Raw genomic sequence first — 22,559 nt, 5'->3', positions numbered from 1 at the left:
AGGACGGAAGAAAAACCAGTGATTATGCGGGTTCTGACGTCCTGTTGCTTTTCCTGTGTTTATTGACTTCAAACATTCATTCTAGTAAAATGGAATAGAACTAATTTAGCACTGCCAGTCTGATATTGCGGGTTTTCCCACATCGTAATCAAAATACAATGTTGGAGGATACACAATGGAAGGCATATTCGTGACACCAATTATGGCCATCGGAGGAGACGTCATCCTTACTGCCGTATTATTGGCTGTCGCCCTTGGAGCGGTCGTCTATTCGGGGATCGTTTCTAAAAATAAACTGAAAGAAACCGAAAGCAAGCTGAAAGAAACAGACTTGAAGATCGAGTCTGAACTCTCAGCCGCGAAAGAAAAAGCAGAAAGTCTCAAGAAAGAAGCCTTGCTTGAGGCTAAGGACGAAAATCACAGGCTTCGAATCGAATTAGACCGGGAAATCAAAGAACGCCGTTCTGAGATCGCACGGTTGGAAAAACGTACCATTCAGAAGGAAGAGACGCTCGACCGCAAAATCGATAACATCGAGAAGAAGGAAGAGACGTTAAATCGCAAGCTCAACGACATACAGGAAAAGGAAAAGCAGGCGGATGATCTGCACCAGTTAAGGAAGACTGAACTGGAGCGCGTATCCGGCTACACCTCAGATGAAGCAAAACGCGTGCTGCTGGATGAAATCAGCCAGAGCGCGAAGCATGAAGCCGCCATCCTCGTAAAGGAAATTGAGACCAGAGCCAGAGAAGAAGGCGATCGGCGTGCTCGAGAAATCATCACGCAGTCGATTCAGCGCTGTGCTTCCGATCATGTATCGGAAACTACTGTTCATGTGGTATCGCTTCCCAATGATGAAATGAAAGGCCGGATCATCGGCCGCGAAGGACGCAACATTCGTACCCTGGAAACCCTTACCGGTGTCGATCTGATTATTGATGACACTCCGGAAGCAGTCATTCTGTCCAGCTTTGATCCGATTCGGAGAGAAGTGGCCAAGAACGCTCTGGAAAAACTGATTGTGGACGGACGAATCCATCCCGCCCGCATCGAAGAAATGGTAGAAAAGTCCAAGAAGGATGTTGAAAATGGAATCAAGGAAGAAGGCGAACAGGCTGCTTTTGAAACAGGCATCCATAACCTTCATCCGGAACTGCAGAAATTGGTCGGACGCCTCAAGTTCCGCACCAGCTATGGCCAGAACGTGCTGAAACACTCCATCGAAGTGTCCAAGCTGTGCGGTCTCATGGCAACTGAGCTTGGATTGGATCCCACCGTTGCAAAACGGGCCGGACTGCTCCATGACATTGGAAAAGCCGTAGATCATGAAGTCGAAGGATCGCATGCCATGATTGGAGCGGAGTTAGCCAAGAAGTACCATGAACCACCTGCGGTGGTGAATGCCATCGGTGCACATCACGGGGATCTGGAAATGGAAAACCTGGAAGCCGTTTTAGTCCAGGCAGCAGACGCGATTTCTGCCGCTAGACCAGGCGCCAGACGTGAGACTCTGGAGACCTACATCAGAAGACTTGAAAAATTAGAAGAAATTGCAAATTCATACGAAGGCGTGGAGAAATCTTATGCAATCCAGGCTGGAAGAGAAATCAGAATCGTAGTCAAACCGGAAATCGTTGATGATCTGGGCGCAACACAGATGGCGAAAGATATCGTCAAGCGGGTAGAACAGGAACTGGATTACCCGGGCCAGATAAAGATCAACGTCATTCGTGAGACGAGAGCGATCGATTACGCTAAATAGTTTAAGGGAAGGACACGAAAGTGTCCTTTTTTTAGTATGCAGAACACACTGACAGTCAAGTGTGTTCATTAAGTATGAAACTGAATGGCCATTGATGATGTAATTTCATATATGGGGTCGATGAAAGACGATTTAAAATTTTCCCCACATGTTTTTACGATCAATCGGACCCCACATCCTGCTCTTATGAACGAAGGGAACTTGCCATGAAAAAAGCAGCAATTGTACTATTGGTTATTCTCATGATAATCACTCGTTTTTCGTCCTGCACCGATACCAGGACAGTGTTTGATGATATAAAACTGTTTTCGACAGACTCAGTAAAAAAACCGTAAAAGTCTAAATATCCCATCATTTAGATTCCAGTTCTTTGTGCAGACAGTGGGGAGAAACTTGAGCCAGTGATTCTTCTGTTCAGTTATAATGAAATTGAATATTATCGGTTCACGGAAATTAATAGTTTCCCGACCGTTGGAAAAGTTTTGCTCGGCAGGTGGAAAAAGAATATTACTCTAGTTTGTGTCATAATACTGCCAGGCACAGGGGATAAAGGATAATTTGACTCTGCCCGGGCAGTTCACCTGTCATTTAGATAATATTAGGTCTGTCACAAATAATCCGGGAATTTCCGACCGATGGTCTACCCGGAGGGAACGAATGCCGGCTGCTTCTGAATGGAAGCGATGAGGAGGAATGTGATGCGTATTTTGCATATTATTACACAAAAACCATTTGCTACCGGTTCCGGGGTATATCTGACTGGAATTATGACTGCACTGGGGCAAAGACATGACCAGTACCTGATTTGCGGACTGAATCAGGGGGATACGGTCCAACTGCCGCAGATGGATCATCCAGCCCTAGTGGATCCGGTCCTCTTTGAGTCACAGTCATTGCCGTTCCCAGTACCAGGAATGAGTGATGTCATGCCTTATCGCAGTACGCTCTATTCCAAGCTGAGTGAGGAAGATGCAGATTCTCTGGTGCGGGAATTTTTTCGGAAGATCGACAAAGCCTTGGCAGAGTTTGCTCCGGATGCGGTGATCCTGGAACATCTGTATTTGCTAACGGCCCGCACAGCGGCCTGGATCCGGCGGCAGCCCACAGGTGCCGATCTTCCTCTGATCGGGATCTGTCACGGGTCTGAGCTGCGTCAATTTGAAAACACGGCTTCCTGGCATCCGGAGATCCAGGCGGGGGTCCAATTGCTGGATCGGGTGATATCCACTCACGCGGAGCAAGCTGAGGTGATCACGGATTTACTGGGCGTTTTACCTGAGCGAATCCGAATTCTGGGATCGGGCTACAATGATTCAATCTTCAACCGGATCGGCCGCTTGCCTGATCTGCCTGAGTCCCCGCTTCGGATTGTTTATACCGGAAAACTGTCCCGGGCCAAGGGGGTTCCGGAGCTTTTGGCAGCCTGTGCCATCGTTCATTCGAACCATCCGCTGACACTCACCCTGATCGGTTCGGGGGCAGATCCGTTAGAGACTGCGCAGATTGAAGCGAGTGCCGCGTCTCAGACTTATCCGGTGACTCTGACAGGGCAGCTCCGGCAGGAGGAAATAGCCCGAATTTACCGGACCAGTCACCTCTTTGTGCTTCCCTCCTATTATGAGGGGATGCCACTGGTCGTTCCCGAAGCGCTGGCCTGCGGACTGGCGGTGGCCGTGACCCATTTGCCGGGCTACGCCCAATGGCTCGAGCCATTTTCAGATCGGGTGAGCCTGATCGACCGGCCAGCGATGAAGCGTCTGGATGAACCCACCGAGTCAGGCAGAGAACAGTTCGTTCAGTCCATTGCCCACTCGATTGTGGATTTGGCAGAAGGACTCTCGTCCGCTGGCGAATCTGACCTGGCAAGTTTGTCCTGGAGGGGGCTGGCTCAGCGAATGGAAGGGGTTCTGGAGGAATTGATAAATGGTCAATAAAATTGCGTGGATCTTAAAAATGTTATGTCGGTACAAGGGAATTATTGGAGTAAATTGATTGTTTCATGGGGATTCGGCCCAGCGGTCAGGAACTGTGTTATATTTAAATCAACAGATCGACAAATCGAAGGAGAGTTCAAAAAGACATGAAATATGCAGAACGGGTATCCCAGATTACCCCATCCGTCACATTGCAGATCACGGCGAAAGCCGGCCAGTTGAAACAGGAAGGCAAGGACGTTATCGGTTTTGGCGCGGGAGAACCGGATTTCAATACACCGGACCACATCATCCAGGCTGCCATTAAGGCCATGTATGAAGGCAAGACGAAATACACTCCGACTCCGGGCATCAATGAGCTTAAGCAAGCCATCGTCAAGAAATTCCGTGATGACAACGGGCTGGTCTATGAGCCCGCTCAGATCCTGGTATCAACCGGAGCTAAGCAGAGTCTGGCCAATGCCATGCTGGCGCTGGTGGATGATGGCGATGAAGTTCTTATGGCCGTGCCATACTGGGTCAGCTACCCGGAACTGGTCAAGCTGGCAGGCGGTGTTCCGGTCTACTTGAACGGATCTCCGGACAATCAGTATAAAATGACACCGGAGCTGATCGAACAGCACATCACGCCGCGGTCAAAGATTCTGATCATCAACAGTCCGAACAATCCGTCCGGTACCATCTACAGCCGGGAAGAACTTGCGGCCATCGCACAAGTATGCAAAGCACATAACCTGATCATCATCAGCGATGAAATCTATGAGAAGCTCATCTATGGCGGAATCAGGCATGAATCCATCGCTGCCGTGTCACAGGACGCTTTTGACCGCACCATCGTCGTCAACGGGGTCAGCAAGGCGTATGCCATGACTGGCTGGCGCATTGGCTATCTGGCCGGACCGACCGGCCTGGTCAAGCAGATGTCCTCCATTCAGAGCCACATGACCTCCAATCCCTGCTCCATTGCACAGTACGCTTCACTGGAAGCCATTGCCGGAGATCAGAGCTTTGTTGCTGAGATGAAGGAAGAGTTCGAAGCCCGGCGGGATCTCCTGGTCAGCCTCATCGAAGAAATTCCGGAAGTAACCTGCATTAAGCCGGAGGGCGCGTTCTATGTCATGATGGATGTCCATCAACTGTTCGGACGCACGTATAAGGGAACACTCATCAGCAATGCCATGGATTTCTCGGATCAGCTGCTGTCAGATCAACTGGTTGCCGTTGTCCCCGGCGAAGGCTTCGGGATCGAAGGGTTTATTCGCTTATCCTATGCAACGTCCAAAGAAAATATCAGGAAGGGAATGACCAGAGTCCGGGATTTCATTGCAGCAATGCACAAGGAGTAATTTATGGCGAGAAAAGTGGATCTCTATATGCCTGTACGGGGCGAGTTAATCCCACTGAATGAAGTCAACAATTACCTGGCGGACGAAACCGTCGACGGACTGGGTGTCGCCATCCTGCCGGAAGAGGATATTTTTTACTCTCCTGTTTCAGGAGAGGTCGTCCTGGTCGGGGAGAACTTCAACACCGTAGGGATCTCGATCACACCGGAACTTACCATCCTGATTCACTGTGCCATCAACGCCGACAAACTCGGGGGGCGCGGTTTCTCCTCCTATGTTCGGGTTGGCGATCATGTGACCCTGGGCGATAAGCTGATCTATATGGATCGCGACTACGTTTCCAACCATGCTGATATCACGACACCCATCATCATTTCCAATCGGACCGGAGTCAGTCATGTGAATATCGATTTTTCAGTGACGGATTCATTCCAGAAATTTATGGAAATACACTTGAAGTAAGCTTTTGATTAAACATTTCTTAAAGCAGAATAATGCATTGCAATGCTTTTTTCAATTAGTGTATACTGAGGTTATATTAACCAGTGAGAATGAGGTGAAAGTGTGATTACAAAAGAAGTAACAGTCAAAAACCCCACTGGATTACATGCTAGACCAGCGACATTGCTGGTGAAAAGGGCATCTACCTATAAATCAGATGTAAGCATTGAATTCAATGGCAAAAAAGCAAACGTGAAAAGCCTGATTGGCGTTTTATCACTTGGTGTGGTAAAAGGATCCATCATCAAGGTTGTAACCAGCGGTGAAGATGAGGAAAAAGCAGCTGAAGAGCTGGCCTCGCTCATCGAAAATCTGGAAGAATAGACCGCTTGCTGCGATCAGAATAACTAAATCAATCAATTTTTAAACCCTGTATAACTGGTACAGGGTTTTTTAGCGGGAGAGGATATCATGGAAAAACGAACTCAGTACAACAGTCCCCTGACGAAGAGATATTCCGGAGATGCGATGAGCTATCTGTTCAGCGAGGAATATAAATTTAAAACATGGCGCAGACTCTGGCTGGCACTGGCTGAAGCAGAATCCGAGCTGGGGCTGCCGATCACTGGGGAACAGCTGGAAAATTTGCGCGCCCATCTGGACGATATTAATTACGAAGCGGCCGAAGCACGTGAAAAGGAAGTGCGCCATGATGTCATGAGCCATGTTCACGCATTCGGGCTGCAGGCAGAGAAAGCACGGGGCATCATCCATCTGGGGGCAACCAGCTGCTACGTTGGAGACAACACGGATCTGATCGTCATGCGTGAAGCCATGCTGCTGATCCGGCGCAAGCTCGTGGCTGTCATTCGCAACCTGAAGCGCTTTGCTTTGGAAACGAAGGATCTGCCGACTCTGGGCTTTACCCATTACCAGCCGGCCCAACTGACAACCGTGGGAAAACGGGCTTCTCTCTGGCTTCAGGATCTGGTCATGGATTTTGAAGAGGTTGAGCATGCCCTGTCCATCATGAAATTCCGCGGCGTGAAAGGCACAACGGGAACTCAGGCCAGTTTCATGGCGCTGTTTGACGGAGACGAGGAAAAAGTCCGCCTGCTGGATCAGAAGGTTTCCGAAAAATTCGGTTTCAAGCCCTTTGCCGTGACCGGACAGACCTACCCCCGGAAACTGGATTCCATCCTGCTCAATACACTCTCAGTCGTCGCGCAGAGCGCCTATAAGTTCAGCAATGACCTGAGGCTGCTGCAGAATCTGAAAGAAATGGAAGAACCCTTTGAAAAGAATCAGATCGGATCATCCGCTATGGCCTACAAACGCAATCCAATGCGGTCAGAACGCATGGGGTCGCTTGCCCGCTATATCATCATTAATTCCCTGAATCCAGCGATCACGGCCTCCACCCAGTGGTTTGAGCGGACCCTGGATGATTCGGCCAATAAGCGGGTATCCGTTCCGGAAGCTTTCCTGGCGCTGGATGGCGTATTAAGCCTGTATCAGAACATCACAGAGGGTATGGTGGTCTACGAGAAGCAGATTCAGCGGCGCATCATGTCTGAGCTTCCCTTCATGGCCACAGAGAATATCCTGATGGCAGCCGTCAAGCAGGGCGGAGACCGGCAGGAACTTCATGAACGGATTCGGGAGCATTCTATGGCAGCCGCCCGCGTCGTCAAGGAAGAAGGCAAGGACAACGATCTGCTGACTCGCCTGCTGAACGATCCCGCTTTCGGGCTCGATCAGGCCGGTCTGGATCAGATCATGGATCCCAGCCAGTTCATCGGCCGCGCTCCGTCTCAGGTGGTCGAAATGATCCGGCAGGAAGTCCATCCGATTCTGGCACAATTTGAAGAAACCGACGAAGCGACCGACATCAGAGTATAGGAATCAATACGAAATTGAATCAGGATCCATTGACGGAGCATCCACTCTGAGAATCGGCTTCCATGGGCCGGAGCTCATGGTCGAAGCCGATCAGCGAGTCAGCCTCAAATCTGCGGTTTGAGGCTGACTCGTTTTCCTTGTGGAAAACAGTCAGATATCGAATCGGGTCGGATCAAGAGCTCAAAGCCGGCTTGAGTTCACATTTTATTAAAAACTAGGACTTACAATGAAATCAGGCGAAGGTACAGATATGGCCCAACGCCGCATGAAAAATAAGATATTCAGGGAGATGGATGAAATGATCGTCAGTACGACTCCTTCCATTGAAGGCAAGAAAATCGTCGAGTACAAGCAGATTGTATTTGGTGAAGTGATCGTCGGGGTAAATTTTGTTAAAGACTTTGCCGCGGGTCTGACTAATATTTTCGGAGGACGCTCCAGTTCCTATGAACAGGAACTGATTGATGCCCGCGTGAATGCGCTTCGCGAAATGGAAGAGCGGGCCAGGGATCTGGGAGCTAATGCGGTCGTCGGAGTAGACATTGATTATGAGGTTCTGGGAGCAAACAACGGCATGCTTATGGTTACGGCTTCGGGCACTGCAGTGCTCATCGAATAGTTCAATCCATGGCCTTAACCGGAATCACCGGTTACAAGGAGAAAAAGAAAAGAAGAACAGACCTGAATCGGTGATTCAGGTCTGTTCTTCTTTCAGATTCCTAATTTGATTGTATAATTCGCGTGATCGCCCTGGAAGGGGTCTGATTCAGGAGATCCATCAGACAGAAGGATTCAGTGATTTATTTTTCTGACGTCTGCGCCGGGCGCCTGTGCCAGGATCGATGGCCTGATCATACAGGAAGAGCAGTCCCCACCAGGCAACAACGGAAGCGAAGGCGGTGGTTCCGAGTTTTCCGCCCAAACCGACAAAGTTGATCTGGGTATAGAGGAAGATTACACCACCAAACAGAGAGGCCACATATAGATAAAACTCATTGGAGAGACGATCCAGGATCGTCATGCCGACAAAGGATCCGCAAAAGGCAGCGACTGCATAGCTGGCGCCCACGGGACCGTATAGTCTGGGCAATACCAGACCGGCAATCAGTCCAACGCCGGAGGAAGCCAGAATGGTTCCGGTCCGGTTTATCTTATTGACGTGATAGGTGAAAACAGCGCCCAGAATGAAGTAGAATACCAGATTGTAATCGCGATTGAGGTCGCCCAGCTGATTGTTGTAGATAAACCGGTCCGATAGGAGGGCGGTTGTGATGGTTCCAAAGAATCCGGCTGCACCTAGTTTTCCGCCAAATCCATCATAGATCTCACGCGAAGCGGCCAGCAGCAATCCGGACAGGAATCCAGCCAGGCCAACCCACCAGATGTTGGTGAAAATCATGGATGTGGCCATTCCGGCAAAGGAGCCGCAGAAAATGGCGCGCTGCAGTTTGGGTGCCAGCAGGGGACCGAGCAGTCCGACCATGGCCGAAGCCACGACGCCGCCGAGCTGAAGATGGTTGTTCAGGAAAAAGGTGAGCAGTGTACCTCCCAGTGTGGACAGAATGACAAAGAGGTCAAACAGCTGAAAGGAAGCTTTTTTCAGGCGCTCCTTGTCTTCTTCGAGGATCAGCTGGTATTCCCGGTGATGCCCGGAGATCAGTCCGATTAAAACCACCAGAAGGACCGCGGCGAAGAGGTAGGATCCTACCGCTAAGGCGTTGAATAAAGAGGACAGTACCAGAAAAATGCTGATTACAACAAAAATCAAAAAGCTGATAAGAGAAGGAATATACATCATTAGTTCTCCTTGCTGACATTGATAAATCTTTAGTAAAGGTGGGCATTTCATTGGCAGATTTGTCAATATTTCCCCACTCTAAATTGATTATAAGAAACATTGTCCGCCACTGCAACATTTTGTTTTTTCTCTAGGAAGGACGCAATCTGTCGCGATTGTCAGGGTGATAATGAGGGGCAGTTAATTTATGAATTCCGATTGTTAAATCATTATCTATTAACGCTCAGGTAAATATGACTGGATTTTTTTATTTCTTTCCTGAGAACGCACAGAAATCCACTGCAGCTGCAGTGGATTTCAAAAACTTCCGCGAAACATCAAGTTACACCAGCTGCCGGGTCCAGCGATTGCTCCGGTAGACCCAGAAGCCATAGACAATGACTGCGATGTTCGACAGATTCATAGCGATCCAGATGCCGCGCTGGCCAAGCCCTGTAAAATGATCCAGCAGCAGGATGGCAGGTATGCGAATGAGCCAGAGCCGGCCAATGGCCATGAACATGGAATGGTTGGTATGCCCAGAGCCCTGGAACAGTCCCTGGAAAATCGAGAACAGTCCCATCAGCGGGATGGTGGGAAGAATGTACAGCAAGTATTCCATGCTTTGGCCTACCATCAGCGCCTCAGCAGTGGGCGTGAAAAAGTAGACGAGCTGATAGCGGAACAGGAAGATGAGGATCGATCCGACGACACTGATGGCCATGGACAGACGAATGGCTTTGAAGAAGCCTTCGCGAATGCGTTCTTCATTGCCGGCGCCCATATTCTGACCGACGATGGATGTCAGTCCGGAGCCGATGCCCATGGCCGGCATCATGATCATGTCATTCATCCGGTTGATCAGGCTGAAAGCGGCCATCAGGGAGGTACCGTACTTGGCGATGAAGGTGTTCATCAGAATAAAGCCGAAGGCAGATCCGGAATGTCCGGCCGCACTGGGCAGACCGACCGTTACTATTTTTTTAAGCTTTTTGGGATCAAAGGAAACATGGCGAAAGGCAATCGGAAGGGTTACGGAAGTTCGGCGCATGACGTAAAAGCCAAGGATCATGAGGAAGACATGAGCCAGAGAAGTAGCCAGGGCGGCTCCTGCCACACCCAGGCCCAGTCCGGGCAGACCAAGTACCGGAATCCGGCTGAAAATGAAGAACGGATCCATTACGACATTGGCCAGGGCTGCTGCCGAGTTGACCAGAGTGGTGGATTTGGTATTGCCCTGCGCATTCATGATGGCCATAAAGCCCATGAAGATGATCTGAGGCGGTACACCCAGAAAAATATACCGAAGATATGCCAGTGACAGTTCACCAAAGCGGCCGGTTCCGCCCATGAAGGAAATAATCCAGGGGGAGGTCAGATAGCCGGTCAGCCCAAGAATCAGACCCATGCCCACGGTAAACAGAATTACATGCCAGGCATACTCTTTCGCTTCCTGAATGCGGTCCCTTCCAATCAGCTGTGACAGAATTGAAGTGCCGGCGATCTGAATACCCAGGCCGATGGATCGAAACAGAAACATGACCGGATTGACAAAGGAGACCGCAGCAAACTCTGTGGTGCCGAGCTGCCCGACAAATACCGCGTCAGCCATGTTATAGAATGTCATAATTAAATTATTGAGAATCAGCGGCAGGGAGATCATCCAGATTACCTGATACATTGGACCCTGCAGGATCATTTGGGATTTGGTCAGCCCGGAGGCTGAACCTGGTTTATCGATGGACATATATATTACCCTTTCCTGTTTGAGGTTGTCGTTCTGCTCAGCTTTCTTCAAAAGCCCGTAGAGCCGAAGAATTCTGGCAGACCTAAAGTAATTCAGTCATTTCACCGGAATGCCAATTAACACTATAGCATGGACGTTTCACCTCTGACGCCCGGACAGAATACAGATTTGGCGAGAGAGGATACAAAAATCGGTGGAATATCCGGATGGTTCGGATCTACCACGAGGACAGGCTGCCCATTGACAGGGGTTTCTCTGGATCTCGTTCATCCAGCGCTTCCTCCTCTGATCGGAAATTGTCAGGGTTTCCTTCTTAGATCGGAAATAGCCGGGGGTTCAACGATTATTCGGAAGGATACAACCGAATAGGGATTTCGTGTACAATAAAATCATTGGACTCATATCGTTTCCATCATCGATCGCAGAATCGTACCCGGCAGAAGCCCGGCGAGGCAGCATTCGGGAACAGATCGCAGTCCGGCAGATTCTATTAAATAATGATCAGCCAGCATTGGAGGAAGTAACCATGTATCGAGCAGGCATATTAACCATGAGCGACAAAGGATCCCGCGGGGAACGGGAAGATCTTTCCGTGAAGGTCATACGGGAAATTCTGGAGAAGAACAATTACGAAGTAGCGGCCTACCGACTGATCCCGGATGAGTATGACCAGATTCGGTCCGAGCTGATACAGATGGCGGATGAACAGGGTCTGGATCTGATCCTCACAACAGGCGGAACCGGTTTCTCGCTGAGGGATGTCACTCCGGAAGCGACCCGATCAGTGATGACCCGGGACGTTCCGGGAATCAGCGAAGCCATGCGCTATGACAGCATGAAAGTCACCCGACGGGCCATGCTCTCCCGGGCGGTGTCTGTTTTACGCAACAGTACCCTGATTATCAATCTGCCGGGTTCGCCCAAAGCCTGCCGGGAAAATTTAGAAAGCGTCATTGATCAGCTCCGCCACGGGCTGGATATTTTAACCGGGCGGGATGGAGAATGCGCAGTCCCTGAAACGCATGACCATCATGAGGACGACGAACACCATGACCATCATGACCATCATGAACACCTTGAGCACCATGAGCACCATGAACACCATGAGCACAACTAATACTGCCATTATTCTGGCCGGGGGCAGAAGTTTGCGAATGGGCTTCGACAAGCAGCTGCTGAAACTGAACGATCAGTTCCTGCTGGAAAAGAATCTGTCGATTTTACTGGAGCTGTTCCCTCAGGTCATTGTTGTCTCCAATGAACCGGCTGAACTGGAGGCCGTCCCGCTGATTGAGCGGACGACCATCGTATCGGATCGGTACCGGGATGCCGGTCCGCTGGCAGGCATACATGCCGGCCTGGAAGCGTCGGAATCAGCGTATGCCCTGGTACTGGCCTGTGACATGCCGGTCATTGATCCGGACTATATCCGGCGCATGAAAGCTATTATGGCACAGGCCAGCGGTGCCGACGGGCTGATCAACCGCAACCGGGTGACGGGTGAACCGGAGCCTTTCTGCGCCTTTTACGGACGCCACCTGCTGCCGGAACTGGAACAGTCCATCCAAAGCTCCCGGCGCTCACTGCGCCGTTTCATCGACAGTCATCAATTCCTTGATCTGGAGTATCCTTCCAGACCGGGGGAGAAGGACATCTTTTTTAACATCAACGACAAACGGGAGCTGCGGCAATATCATGAACAGAGCGAGCCGCTGGCATTGCAGCTGAGTCAGCTCTCCGAAGCCATCGCTCCGCCGATTCAGTCGGTCCCGATCATACGCTGCAAAGGGTCGGCCCGGGCCGAACTGGAGGATGAAGTCATCACGGAGGCGGAACTGACGGTCTCCCTGAATGGAGAGTACCTTCAGACCATGTATGCGACGCCTTGCTGCCTGGAGGAGCTGGTCACGGGTAATCTGTATGCCCAGGGTCTGATTCAGTCAGCTTCGCAAATTGCTCAGATCACCATCCGGCGGGCGGATAACCTTGGGATTCATCTTCATCTTGACGTTGATCTCCGGGACACAGTTCCGCGGGACAGGGCAAACCACCTGATCATTACCACATCCGGCTCTGCCCGGCCTGATCTGCCATTTGCCGGAAGTCTGACCCGCCCTGATGTCGAGTTGGTACTGAATCTGGAACACATTACCCGGATCTCCGCGGCGTTTCAGGATACTTCGGCCTTGTTTGCTCGAACCGGCGGCAGCCATGCCTGCGCCTTGATCCAGAACGATGCGATGGTAGCTTTTCAGGAGGACATCGGCCGACACAATGCATTGGACAAGCTGATCGGTCAGGCTCTGCGGGACGGTCGCGACCTGTCGTCCTGCCTGATTCTTCTGTCTGGCCGGATGGCTTCCGAAATGACCATGAAAGTCCTGAAAACCCCAGTGAGTGCACTGCTTTCCCGGGCGGCTCCCACCGATCGCTCCATTCGTCTGGCAAAGGAGCATAATCTGACCATGATGGGATTTATCCGCGGGGATCGGCTCAATGTCTATCACCTGAACGGAGGACACCGGCTGGAATCGGGATCGGGAACGATCTCACCAGGAAACCCTTCGACATAGATCGAAAATCATCTGATATCCCTTGTTATTTTATTAACCTGTCAAGATTATGCAGAATGAGGTATAATTAATGCAATTGGTTGGGCGCTCTGCCGCCCACTCAGCCATTATTAACCCATCGGAGGATATTATGAAACACATCAAGATCACGGCTCTGCTGCTCACCGGAATGCTTCTGGTTTCCTGCCAGGCTACTGCCCCGTCGACTACCGCTGGCTCATCCGCTGCCGGAACCACAACACCAGCCAAAGCGGAAGGGGAAATCATTCTGGCAACAACGACTTCCACCCGCGATTCCGGTCTTCTGGATTATTTGCTGCCCGAATTCAAAAAGGCCAAGGGCATCGAAGTCAAAGTCGTGGCTCTGGGTACCGGAGCGGCCATTGATGCTGCCAAGGCAGGCAATGCCGATGTCCTGATGGTTCATGATAAAACCAAGGAAGAACAGTTTGTCAAAGACGGCTACGGCATTAAGCGCTACGATCTGATGTACAATGACTTCCTACTGGTAGGAGCGGCTGAGGTCAAGGCGTCCGTTGGAACGGAAAAGAATATCGTCAATCTGCTGAAAGTCATTTCTGAGAAAAAACTTCCGTTTATCTCCCGCGGCGATGAATCCGGCACTCACAGCTTTGAAAAGAAAACCTGGAAGGCCGCCGGTGTGACTCTGCCGGAAGGAAGCTCCGACTGGTACTTCTCGATTGGCCAGGGCATGGCTGAAACTTTGAACATGGCAGCCGAAAAGAAGGGGCTGACCATTACCGACCGCTCCACCTTCCTGGCGACCAAGGACACCACCAAGCTGGAGGAGGTTTCTGAGCCATCCAAGGAGCTGGTTAATCAGTACGGCATCATTGAGCTTAATAAGGACAAAGTCACCGTGAAAAATCCGGAAGGCGCCAAAGTCTTCATCGAGTGGATCCTGTCGGACGAGGCCACGGCGCTGATCAAGGAATACGGCAAGACCCAGTATGGACAGCAGTTATTCTTCCCGGGAACCTTCAAATAAGATTTTCACCTTGCATGGCAATCCTCTCTGGAACGGGCGAAAGAGATACTCAGCCGCAACATCAACCCGGAACCGCTGACAGAAGAAAATGCTGAGCAGCAGCCAATACACGAAGCAAACGACCGCATGCTCCCTGAGTCACTCAGTGAGTGGATCTCAATATCATCCGGGACAGGATCATTCATGGCAGCTCTTCGAAGAGGGCCAAGGGAAGAGAAACCCAGGAACACCGCAAGGAGAGTAGGAAAACAATGACATCAATCTGGGACGGAATTCAAGAGGCATTTGAACTGATTCTCCACTGGAATCCTGAAATAGCCGGCATTGCCGGTCTCTCTTTGGCGGTTTCCGGAGCGGCGACCCTTCTGGCTGCCGCTTTGATGATCCCCCTTACATTGTTAATTTATTTACGGGGCGGGTGGCTGCGGGAATGGACCACCCGCCTGTCCTATATCCTGATGGGAGTGCCCTCGGTCATTGTCGGACTGCTGGTGGTGCTGGTCATATCCGGCAACGGACCGCTGGGAGCTCTGGGGCTGATGTATACGCCCCAGGCCATGGTGATTGCCCAGTTCTTTCTGATTCTGCCGGTGGTCTGCGCACTGACCATGACCATTATCCGGCGGGAGGGACGCTCGATCCTGCGGCTGGCGAAAACCAGCGGAGCGAACAATGGGCAGATCATCCGTCTGCTGATCCGGGAACTGACCCCGGAAATGACCGCTACGGTCATGACCGCTTTTTCCCGGGCCATTGCCGAAGTGGGAACCGTCATGATCGTCGGAGGCAACATCCGGCACAGTACCCGGGTGATGACCACTGCCATTTCCATGTATACGTCCATGGGCCATCAGAGCCTGTCCATCGCGCTGGGCATCATTCTGTTCGTCATGACGCTGGCCATCAATCTGGTGGTTCTGCTGATTCAGGGAGAAAGCCAATGGAAATAACGATCGATGATCTGCAAAAAAGCTACGGCCAGCGCCGGATTCTGGACGTTCCGCATCATGTTTTTGAAGGAGGAGCGATTCATCAGATCTGCGGCGCCAACGGCGCCGGAAAGAGCACGCTGTTTGAGATTCTCTGTCTCCTGGATGAGGAGTACTCCGGCCGGGTCACAGTGGGCCGCACCGATCTTCGCGCCATCCCGGCCGATGGCCGCACGGTGACATGCGTCTTTCAGCAGCCCGTCATGCTGCATCGCTCAGTCTGGGACAATCTGGCCTATCCGCTGCGCCTGAAGGGGACGACTGAAGCAGCCATCCGGCAGGACCTGGCATTTTATCTGGATTACCTGCCCCTGGATCCTCTGCTCCAGCAAAAAGCTACCAACTGCAGTCTGGGCGAAGCACAGAAAATATCCCTGATCCGGGGTCTGGCCATGAAAACACCGGTTCTCCTGCTGGACGAACCGTTCTCAGCCATGGATGCCGCCTCGCGCGAGCGATCCCTGGCCCTTATTCTGGAACATCAGAAACAATACGGCACAACGATTCTGATGATTTCGCACCGTGAACTGGAGCATCCGATGATGAAACTGCACTACCTGGAAGGAGGCAAGCTGCGAACATGAAATTCTTAAAAACCGTCAGTCTGGATCAGGCAGTGAATCTCCTGAATCAGCACTGCACGCTCCCCCGCGAGAACGAAATGGTCAAACTGGAAGATTCCCTGGGGCGGTGCCTGTTTGCCGATTTGCTGGCTTCAGAGGATATCCCGTACTATAACCGGTCAACGGTGGATGGCTATGCCGTCGTCTCGCTGACCACCCAGGGCGCTTCGGAGTCCATTCCGGTGGTGCTGAAATCACTGGGCAGCATCCCCATCGGCACAATGACCACGACCCAGGTCACCCCGGAGGCAACTCTGTATGTGCCCACTGGCGGCATGGTCCCCCAGGGGGCCGACGCCATGGTCATGATCGAGGATACCAGGGTGCTGGATGACCTGGTTCTGATTCAGAAAAGTGTTCCGCCTGGCAGCAATCTGGTTCTCCAAGGAGAAGATGTGGCCCAGGGTCAGCTGGTTCTGCCAAAGGGCCATTGCCTCAAGAGCCAGGACATCGCGGCCCTGGCCAGTTTGAACCAGCTGCAGGTGCCAGTCCTGAAGCGGCCGAATGTGTTCATTATTTCCACCGGTGATGAGTTTGCCTCCCCCCAGGAGGAACTGACCGATGGCAAGATCCGGGATATTAACTCCCACAGTCTGGCGGCCCTGTGCCGGGAAACCGGACTGAATCCCGTGGGAACAACCCTGGTGCGGGATGATCTGGAAGAAATCCGCAGCGCTATTCGCCAGGGCCTGGATCAGGCAGATCTGGTGCTTCTGTCCGGCGGCAGCTCCGCCGGAGAACGCGACTACACCAAACAGGCCATCCTCGATCTGGGGGGAGACATCCTGTTCCACGGCATCCGGATCAAGCCGGGCAAGCCCACCATCGGCGCTTCGATCCAGGGCAAAGCAGTCATCGGACTGCCGGGGCATCCGGTTTCTGCCATGATGCTGTTTAAAACCCTGGTAACCGACTTTTTCAGGGAACAGACCCGCAGCCAGGTTCCCCGAGTCATGGTGAAAGCCCGGACCCGGGTGAATTTTCCCTCACAGCCGGGACGCCTCACTTGTCAGTTCCTGACCTTATCCGAACAGGATGGGGAATTATTCTGTCAGCCGTATTATTCCAATTCCGCACTGGTCAGCCAGCTGACTCAGGCTCAGGGGTTCACCCTGATCCCAGAGGAAGCGGAAGGCCTGGACGCGGGCACTGTAGTGGATGTGATTTTATTATGATGAATGAAAAGCGATATATCGGAAATACCCGGGAGGAAGAGGCCAGATCGGCTTATCTGGGTGCTCTGGAGCTGCAGCCGGCGACGGAACAGGTGCCGGTTACCGAGAGTCTGGGCCGAGTGACAGCCAAAGCGGTGCAGGCCGTTCTGTCCTCGCCGGCCTTTAACTGTGCCGCCATGGACGGGGCCGCGGTGGTCTCCAAAGTGACCCGCAGCGCCCGCCCGCAGGCACCGGTGCGGTTGGTGGAAGGGGACAACTTTGTGTTCGTCAATACCGGCAATCCGGTGGAAGAACCCTTTGATGCCGTGATCATGAAGGAAGATCTGATCCAGGACGGTCAGGATCTTCTGATTTATCAGCCGGCCATTACCTGGCAGCACGTCCGGCCCATCGGCGAGGACATTGTCGCGACGGAAATGATCCTGCCCCGGGCGCATGTCATCCGGCCCTTTGATCTGGGATCCCTTATTGCGGGGGGCATTTCCGAGCTGGAGGTCATCCGGCGTCCCGTGGTTTCTATCCTGCCCACCGGTACGGAGCTGGTGGAAACTCCGGAAGAAGTCACCAAAGGACATATCCCCGATTCCAATTCCTGGATGCTGAAAGGGCTGGTGGAAGAAGCCGGCGGTGTGGTCCGGCGCTGGGATCCGATCCCGGATGAATATGACCGGATTAAATCAGCCATTGCCCAGGCGGCTGTCGGGTCGGACCTGGTTCTGGTCGGAGCCGGCTCATCCGCCGGAACAAAGGACTTTACAGCCCGGGCGGTGGCGGAACTGGGAGAAGTCATCGTCCATGGCATTGCTATAAAACCGGGTAAACCGTCGATTCTAGGAAAGGTTGGAACAACGCCGGTCATCGGAATTCCGGGGTATCCGGTATCAAGCTACATCAGCTTCCAGGAATTCGCTGCCCCGGTACTGGCCCGTCTGACGGCCCGGCCGGTGAAAGATACCTTCGTCGAAGCCATTCTGACAGCGGATGTGCATTCGTCCCTGAAAAACAAGGAATATATACGGGTCAGTCTCCACTACGAAGACGGCATTTACCGGGCCACACCCTCGCGAAGTGGCGCAGGTGTCTCCATGAGCCTGGTGCGCAGCGACGGCATCGGCATCATCGAACAGCAGGACGAAGGTCTGTCCCGCGGCGAAACCATCCGGGTCCGGCTCCTGCGGACGTTGGACGAGGTACATGAGCGGCTGACCATCACCGGTTCCCATGATATCTGCATTGACCTGCTGGGGGACCGCATGCCCATTAACTCCACGCATGTGGGATCCATGGGCGGCGTCCTGGCCATGCGCAATCAGGAAGCTCTGCTGGCTCCGGTTCATGTACTGGATGAGACAGATGGTTCCTACAATCTGCATTTACTCAAAAAATACTTCCCGGGTAATACCCATGTCCTGCTGCGCGGTCCCGGCCGAATTCAGGGTCTTATGGTGAAAAAAGGCAATCCGGACGGCATTCATTCGATCCATGACCTGACGCGTCCCGACGTTCTCTTCATGAACCGCCAGCGCGGTTCGGGAACCCGGATTTTCGTGGATCACCTGCTGCGGCAGGAGGCAATCAATCCGGAGCAGATCCAGGGGTACGAGCGGGAGGCGACGACGCATACCACGGTTGCGGCCGCCGTTGCCCAGGGCAATGCCACAGCCGGTGCCGGGGTTCTTTCGGCAGCGCTGGCGCTGAACCTGGACTTCATTCCGCTGGGGCAGGAACATTATGATTTCCTGGTTGCCCGGGACAATCTTGAGGATGAACGGATTCAAGCCTTCCTGGGCTATCTGCGCTCTGTCAGCTTCCGGCAGGAACTGGAGGAGCGGGGTGGTTACCTGACGGATGATCTGGGCATGATTTTGGAGGCAGACGATGTTGAAAGATCGATATGACCGAAAACTGAACTACCTTCGCCTGTCCGTCACGGACCGGTGCAATCTCCGCTGCACCTACTGCATGCCGGAAAAGGGCATTCCCATGATCCGGCCGGATGAGATCATGACGAAGCAGGAGATTCTGACACTGGCCCGGGCCTTTCTTGAGCTGGGCGTGACCAAGGTCCGACTCACCGGCGGGGAACCGACGCTGCGGGGAGACCTTTCGGAAATAATCCGGGAACTGAAGGTCATGGGTGCCGAGCAGGTGGTGCTGACTACCAACGGCATTCTGCTCCGGGACAAAGCGAAAGAATACAAAGAAGCAGGGCTTGACCGGGTCAACATCAGCCTGGACACGCTGGACGCGGCCAAGTATCGGGAAATCACCCGGGGCGGAGAACTCAGCGATGCCCTGGCCGGCATCGAAGCGGCTCTGGCAGAGGGGCTCACCCCGGTGAAGCTGAATGTGGTCCTGATGCGGGGCTTCAACGATGTAGAAGCGGATGATTTCATTGAGCTCACCCGAAATCCCGCCATCCATGTGCGGTTCATCGAACTGATGCCCATCGGCCAGGCCGAGGGCAAACAGGCCCAGTTCATGCCCGTGAGTGAAATCATCGAGCGCTATCCGGATTTCATCGAATTGCAGTCCTATGACCACTCGGTGGCCCGCCGCTTCCAAAAGCCGGGCTACCCCGGCATAGTCGGCTTCATCAATCCGGTCAGCTGCAATTTCTGCTCGGACTGCAACCGGATCCGGGTATCGGCTTCCGGCCGGCTCAGACTGTGTCTGCATGCCGGGGAAGTAGGCAATCTGAAGAGCTTCCTGCATGACCCCGACCAGCTGAAACAGGAAATCCTGCGTCTGGTTGATCAAAAGCCCCAGTCCCATCACCTTGATCTAAAAAGCGATGCCGGAACCAACATGAACGAAATCGGAGGATAATCATGGAATTCACTCATCTGAACGAAGACGGCCGCGGCCGAATGGTGAATCTGGCGGACAAGGCCGATACGCACCGGGAAGCGATCGCCAGCGGCCGCATCACTCTCCAGCCTGAAACCATTGCCCGGATCCGCGAAGGTTCCCTGGCCAAAGGCGATGTCCTGGGCATCGCCCAGATCGCCGGAATTATGGCAGCCAAGAAGACACCCGATCTGATTCCCCTGTGCCACAACATTCTCCTGCGCGGCGTGGATCTGTCCTTTGACATCACCTCAACCGGCGTTGCCGTCCAGGCCACTATCCATACCCAGGGCCCCACCGGAGCGGAAATGGAAGCTCTGACCGCCGTATCCGCGGCACTGCTCACGATCTATGACATGTGCAAGGCCATCGACAAGACCATGGAAATCCAGGACATCTGCCTGCTGCGCAAAACCGGAGGCAAATCCGGCACCTTTGAGCGGGGCGGGAAAACACCCGACCGTGCCGACACCGAAACATAATGATCGAGGGCACGGAATCGACGGGTTGCTGAACTCCCGGAACGAGGAGAAATAAGCCCAGACAAACGGTTCTGAGCTGCAGATCAATACATCGTGACACCAAAGAGAATTTGAAACCATAACATCCGATTTTAATAGTTTGAATGCTGCATGCGATTCTGAATCGCGTGATAATGTAAAATTCCTCCAAGAAGAAGCTGAAAAAACATGATAACTAAGCAGCAGCTTCTGAACGATAACTCAGCAGAATAGCAGCTTCAACCGACGGGACGCTTGAGAATTATCAAAGGAAATGAGAAACAATGGGAGAAAATAGAATGGATAAGCATGAAAAGAATTCTTTGACTGAGGGACAGGAACCAGACCGCTTCATTGCGCTGGGCAAGAAGCGTGATGTTTCGGAACTGATTGCTCCGGACGCAAAAGTAATCAGTGTCAATATCAGCGAAACCAAGGGAGTTGTCAAAATCCCGGTAGAGCAGGGTGAGTTCGTGGTGGATCTTGGGCTCAAGGGTGATGCCCATGCGGGAGCCTGGCACCGGATGGTCTCGCTGCTGGCCATCGAGTCTTATGGAGCAATGAGCCGGAAGGGGGCCGGCGAACTGGCCATCGGGTCTTTTGCGGAAAACCTGACGACTCAGGGCATCATTCTGCATGAGCTGCCGGTGGGCACGCGGTTGGCCATCGGTGAAACGATTCAGGAAGTAACCCAGATCGGCAAGGAATGCCACACTGGCTGTGCCATCCGTCAGCTGGTGGGGGACTGCGTCATGCCGCGGGAAGGCATATTCACCCGGCTGATCCGGGGCGGCACGATCTGCCCGGGAGATTCGATTCGTCTGGCATCTGATGAAGATAACTAGAATTGCTTCAGGATTTGCCGCATCGGATGAATCGGAACTTAAGGAATTATTCCTGTCGGCGGATGGACTGCGGGACGGTCAGGTGAGTCTGACGGATGAGGCCGTCGTTCGATTCTGTAAATCGACTGATCCGCCCGGATTGTGCACGAGCAAATTCCGGGCAGATCTGATTGTAGATGAGCTGGTCCTGCTGCCATCTGAAAGCCTGGCTGCCTGCGGCGAAGTTCAGTTTCGGGTGGAGGCCAGAAGAAAGCACTGTTATCCTGGCTGCTCGTTGCATCCGGCGAAGTGCCGGCTGAATGGCCGGGTGCTTTATTTAAAAGTGCTTAAGGAAGGCCTGATCCATATTGGAGATGAAATCGTTTTGATGGTTCAGGTGCTGAAATGACACATCCGGCCAATTAATTGTTACCAAATTACCAATTAATTGGTTTTGTGCAATCAGTTTTTCAAGGGTATAATAGATTGTATGGGGTTAACTCCAATTATTTATTAATTTCTTAACAAACAAGGAAAATTCATTAAGACATTGCAAGGGGGAACAAGATGTCAAAATACTTTGATCCGCAGGAACGGGCTCAGGAGCTCCGTGACTTTAAAGACTTTCTGGCACCGCTCAAGGGGAAGGCCGGTCAGCTGATGCAGGCTCTGCATCATGCCCAGGATACGTATGGATTTATTCCGCCGGAAATCCAGGAGCTGATTTCCACGGAACTGAAGATCCCGATGGCTGAAGTTTACGGGGTTATTACGTTCTATTCCCGCTTTACCGAAATCCCGAAAGGCAAGACCCAGATCTCGGTCTGCATGGGAACTGCCTGCTATGTCAAAGGCGCAGTAAAAGTGCTGGAAGAAATTCAGATGGTGACTGGTGTCAAGGCCGGGCATACCAGCGAGGACGGACGGGTGTCAGTATTCACAACACGCTGTCTGGGTGCCTGCAGCATGGCCCCGGTGATGACGGTGGGACATGAAGTGCACGGCCGTCTGCTGCCCAAAGATGTGATTGAACTGCTCAAGCATCTGAAATACGATGAGCAAGCCAAACTGGAAGCGGAAGCGTTTCTGGCCGGGGAGGGGAAATAG

General features: G+C 52.5%; 20 protein-coding genes and 1 pseudogene. 19 read left to right on the top strand and 2 right to left on the bottom strand.

All coding sequences use genetic code 11. From position 1 onward, the window contains the following. Window positions 1-202 precede the first annotated feature (202 nt). The 7 genes from rny to NQU17_05855 all read left to right on the top strand — a co-directional run bounded on the left by rny (window position 203) and on the right by NQU17_05855 (window position 8,004). Window positions 203-1,762, top strand: a complete 1,560-nt coding sequence (gene rny / locus NQU17_05885) for a ribonuclease Y (protein ID UUM13469.1) — start codon at window positions 203-205, stop codon at window positions 1,760-1,762. Window positions 1,763-2,460: 698 nt separating this feature from the next. Beyond that, window positions 2,461-3,696, top strand: a complete 1,236-nt coding sequence (locus NQU17_05880; GenBank protein ID UUM13087.1) for a glycosyltransferase family 4 protein — start codon at window positions 2,461-2,463, stop codon at window positions 3,694-3,696. A 146-nt stretch (window positions 3,697-3,842) separates the two neighbouring features. Continuing rightward, a complete protein-coding gene (locus tag NQU17_05875) occupies window positions 3,843-5,042 on the top strand; it encodes a pyridoxal phosphate-dependent aminotransferase (protein UUM13086.1) in 1,200 nt (399 codons plus the stop codon). A 3-nt stretch (window positions 5,043-5,045) separates the two neighbouring features. Then, window positions 5,046-5,504, top strand: a complete 459-nt coding sequence (locus tag NQU17_05870) for a PTS glucose transporter subunit IIA (GenBank protein UUM13085.1) — start codon at window positions 5,046-5,048, stop codon at window positions 5,502-5,504. Window positions 5,505-5,606: 102 nt separating this feature from the next. After that, window positions 5,607-5,867: an HPr family phosphocarrier protein gene (locus NQU17_05865; GenBank protein ID UUM13084.1), complete on the top strand. Its 261-nt coding sequence runs from the start codon at window positions 5,607-5,609 to the stop codon at window positions 5,865-5,867. An 87-nt stretch (window positions 5,868-5,954) separates the two neighbouring features. Continuing rightward, entirely contained in the window at window positions 5,955-7,385 is a 1,431-nt protein-coding gene (purB, locus tag NQU17_05860; GenBank protein UUM13083.1) for an adenylosuccinate lyase, read from the top strand. Window positions 7,386-7,683: 298 nt separating this feature from the next. Next, the gene (locus NQU17_05855; protein UUM13468.1) at window positions 7,684-8,004 is read left to right on the top strand and encodes a putative heavy metal-binding protein; all 321 of its coding nucleotides are present in this window, start codon (window positions 7,684-7,686) and stop codon (window positions 8,002-8,004) included. A 159-nt stretch (window positions 8,005-8,163) separates the two neighbouring features. On the opposite strand, the gene NQU17_05850 is transcribed toward NQU17_05855, so the two are convergent. Then, complete coding sequence (locus tag NQU17_05850; protein UUM13082.1) at window positions 8,164-9,153, bottom strand: hypothetical protein; 990 nt, start codon at window positions 9,151-9,153, stop codon at window positions 8,164-8,166. Between the two features lie 352 nt (window positions 9,154-9,505). Next, window positions 9,506-10,843 carry an MATE family efflux transporter gene (locus NQU17_05845; GenBank protein ID UUM13081.1) on the bottom strand — a complete coding sequence of 446 codons (1,338 nt, stop codon included), beginning with the start codon at window positions 10,841-10,843 and terminating at the stop codon, window positions 9,506-9,508. A gap of 592 nt (window positions 10,844-11,435) precedes the next feature. Here NQU17_05845 and NQU17_05840 point away from each other — a divergent pair. From NQU17_05840 to NQU17_05785, 12 genes and pseudogenes are all read left to right on the top strand, one after another. Beyond that, window positions 11,436-11,918 (top strand): annotated as a pseudogene (locus tag NQU17_05840) (MogA/MoaB family molybdenum cofactor biosynthesis protein). Window positions 11,919-11,931: 13 nt separating this feature from the next. Next, window positions 11,932-13,482, top strand: a complete 1,551-nt coding sequence (gene fdhD / locus NQU17_05835; protein UUM13080.1) for a formate dehydrogenase accessory sulfurtransferase FdhD — start codon at window positions 11,932-11,934, stop codon at window positions 13,480-13,482. 130 nt (window positions 13,483-13,612) lie between these two features. Continuing rightward, window positions 13,613-14,491, top strand: coding sequence for an extracellular solute-binding protein (locus NQU17_05830; protein ID UUM13079.1), 879 nt, complete (start codon window positions 13,613-13,615; stop codon window positions 14,489-14,491). A gap of 251 nt (window positions 14,492-14,742) precedes the next feature. Next, the gene (locus NQU17_05825) at window positions 14,743-15,441 is read left to right on the top strand and encodes an ABC transporter permease (protein ID UUM13078.1); all 699 of its coding nucleotides are present in this window, start codon (window positions 14,743-14,745) and stop codon (window positions 15,439-15,441) included. Beyond that, window positions 15,432-16,064 carry an ATP-binding cassette domain-containing protein gene (locus tag NQU17_05820; GenBank protein ID UUM13077.1) on the top strand — a complete coding sequence of 211 codons (633 nt, stop codon included), beginning with the start codon at window positions 15,432-15,434 and terminating at the stop codon, window positions 16,062-16,064. Before NQU17_05825 ends, NQU17_05820 begins: the two co-directional genes overlap by 10 nt. Beyond that, a complete protein-coding gene (locus tag NQU17_05815) occupies window positions 16,061-17,278 on the top strand; it encodes a molybdopterin molybdotransferase MoeA (protein UUM13076.1) in 1,218 nt (405 codons plus the stop codon). The genes NQU17_05820 and NQU17_05815 overlap by 4 nt, the downstream gene beginning before the upstream one ends. Continuing rightward, the gene (locus tag NQU17_05810) at window positions 17,278-19,176 is read left to right on the top strand and encodes a molybdopterin biosynthesis protein (GenBank protein UUM13075.1); all 1,899 of its coding nucleotides are present in this window, start codon (window positions 17,278-17,280) and stop codon (window positions 19,174-19,176) included. Before NQU17_05815 ends, NQU17_05810 begins: the two co-directional genes overlap by 1 nt. Further along, entirely contained in the window at window positions 19,157-20,107 is a 951-nt protein-coding gene (gene moaA, locus NQU17_05805; protein ID UUM13074.1) for a GTP 3',8-cyclase MoaA, read from the top strand. The genes NQU17_05810 and moaA overlap by 20 nt, the downstream gene beginning before the upstream one ends. After that, complete coding sequence (moaC, locus tag NQU17_05800) at window positions 20,104-20,610, top strand: cyclic pyranopterin monophosphate synthase MoaC (GenBank protein ID UUM13467.1); 507 nt, start codon at window positions 20,104-20,106, stop codon at window positions 20,608-20,610. Before moaA ends, moaC begins: the two co-directional genes overlap by 4 nt. A 317-nt stretch (window positions 20,611-20,927) precedes the next feature. Continuing rightward, complete coding sequence (locus NQU17_05795; protein UUM13073.1) at window positions 20,928-21,473, top strand: MOSC domain-containing protein; 546 nt, start codon at window positions 20,928-20,930, stop codon at window positions 21,471-21,473. Beyond that, window positions 21,460-21,861, top strand: coding sequence for a hypothetical protein (locus tag NQU17_05790; protein ID UUM13072.1), 402 nt, complete (start codon window positions 21,460-21,462; stop codon window positions 21,859-21,861). The genes NQU17_05795 and NQU17_05790 overlap by 14 nt, the downstream gene beginning before the upstream one ends. Before the next feature lie 158 nt (window positions 21,862-22,019). After that, the gene (locus NQU17_05785) at window positions 22,020-22,559 is read left to right on the top strand and encodes an NAD(P)H-dependent oxidoreductase subunit E (protein UUM13071.1); all 540 of its coding nucleotides are present in this window, start codon (window positions 22,020-22,022) and stop codon (window positions 22,557-22,559) included.

The sequence above is a fragment of the Clostridiaceae bacterium HFYG-1003 genome (assembly GCA_024579835.1).
GTDB lineage: Bacteria > Bacillota > Clostridia > Clostridiales > Clostridiaceae > JG1575.
This window is presented reverse-complemented; position numbering and strand designations above follow the sequence as displayed.

What these genes read in the sequence shown, in the direction of transcription:
- purB (UUM13083.1), top strand. Translation starts at nt 5,955, where the DNA reads ATGGAAAAACGAACTCAGTACAACAGTCCCCTGACGAAGAGATATTCC.
- NQU17_05790 (UUM13072.1), top strand. Translation starts at nt 21,460, where the DNA reads ATGAAGATAACTAGAATTGCTTCAGGATTTGCCGCATCGGATGAATCG.
- NQU17_05855 (UUM13468.1), top strand. Translation starts at nt 7,684, where the DNA reads ATGATCGTCAGTACGACTCCTTCCATTGAAGGCAAGAAAATCGTCGAG.
- fdhD (UUM13080.1), top strand. Translation starts at nt 11,932, where the DNA reads ATGACCATCATGAGGACGACGAACACCATGACCATCATGACCATCATG.
- NQU17_05870 (UUM13085.1), top strand. Translation starts at nt 5,046, where the DNA reads ATGGCGAGAAAAGTGGATCTCTATATGCCTGTACGGGGCGAGTTAATC.
- NQU17_05830 (UUM13079.1), top strand. Translation starts at nt 13,613, where the DNA reads ATGAAACACATCAAGATCACGGCTCTGCTGCTCACCGGAATGCTTCTG.
- NQU17_05845 (UUM13081.1), bottom strand. Translation starts at nt 10,843, where the DNA reads ATGTATCAGGTAATCTGGATGATCTCCCTGCCGCTGATTCTCAATAAT.
- NQU17_05825 (UUM13078.1), top strand. Translation starts at nt 14,743, where the DNA reads ATGACATCAATCTGGGACGGAATTCAAGAGGCATTTGAACTGATTCTC.
- NQU17_05815 (UUM13076.1), top strand. Translation starts at nt 16,061, where the DNA reads ATGAAATTCTTAAAAACCGTCAGTCTGGATCAGGCAGTGAATCTCCTG.
- NQU17_05785 (UUM13071.1), top strand. Translation starts at nt 22,020, where the DNA reads ATGTCAAAATACTTTGATCCGCAGGAACGGGCTCAGGAGCTCCGTGAC.
- moaA (UUM13074.1), top strand. Translation starts at nt 19,157, where the DNA reads ATGTTGAAAGATCGATATGACCGAAAACTGAACTACCTTCGCCTGTCC.
- rny (UUM13469.1), top strand. Translation starts at nt 203, where the DNA reads ATGGCCATCGGAGGAGACGTCATCCTTACTGCCGTATTATTGGCTGTC.
- NQU17_05810 (UUM13075.1), top strand. Translation starts at nt 17,278, where the DNA reads ATGAATGAAAAGCGATATATCGGAAATACCCGGGAGGAAGAGGCCAGA.
- NQU17_05820 (UUM13077.1), top strand. Translation starts at nt 15,432, where the DNA reads ATGGAAATAACGATCGATGATCTGCAAAAAAGCTACGGCCAGCGCCGG.
- NQU17_05875 (UUM13086.1), top strand. Translation starts at nt 3,843, where the DNA reads ATGAAATATGCAGAACGGGTATCCCAGATTACCCCATCCGTCACATTG.
- NQU17_05795 (UUM13073.1), top strand. Translation starts at nt 20,928, where the DNA reads ATGGATAAGCATGAAAAGAATTCTTTGACTGAGGGACAGGAACCAGAC.
- NQU17_05880 (UUM13087.1), top strand. Translation starts at nt 2,461, where the DNA reads ATGCGTATTTTGCATATTATTACACAAAAACCATTTGCTACCGGTTCC.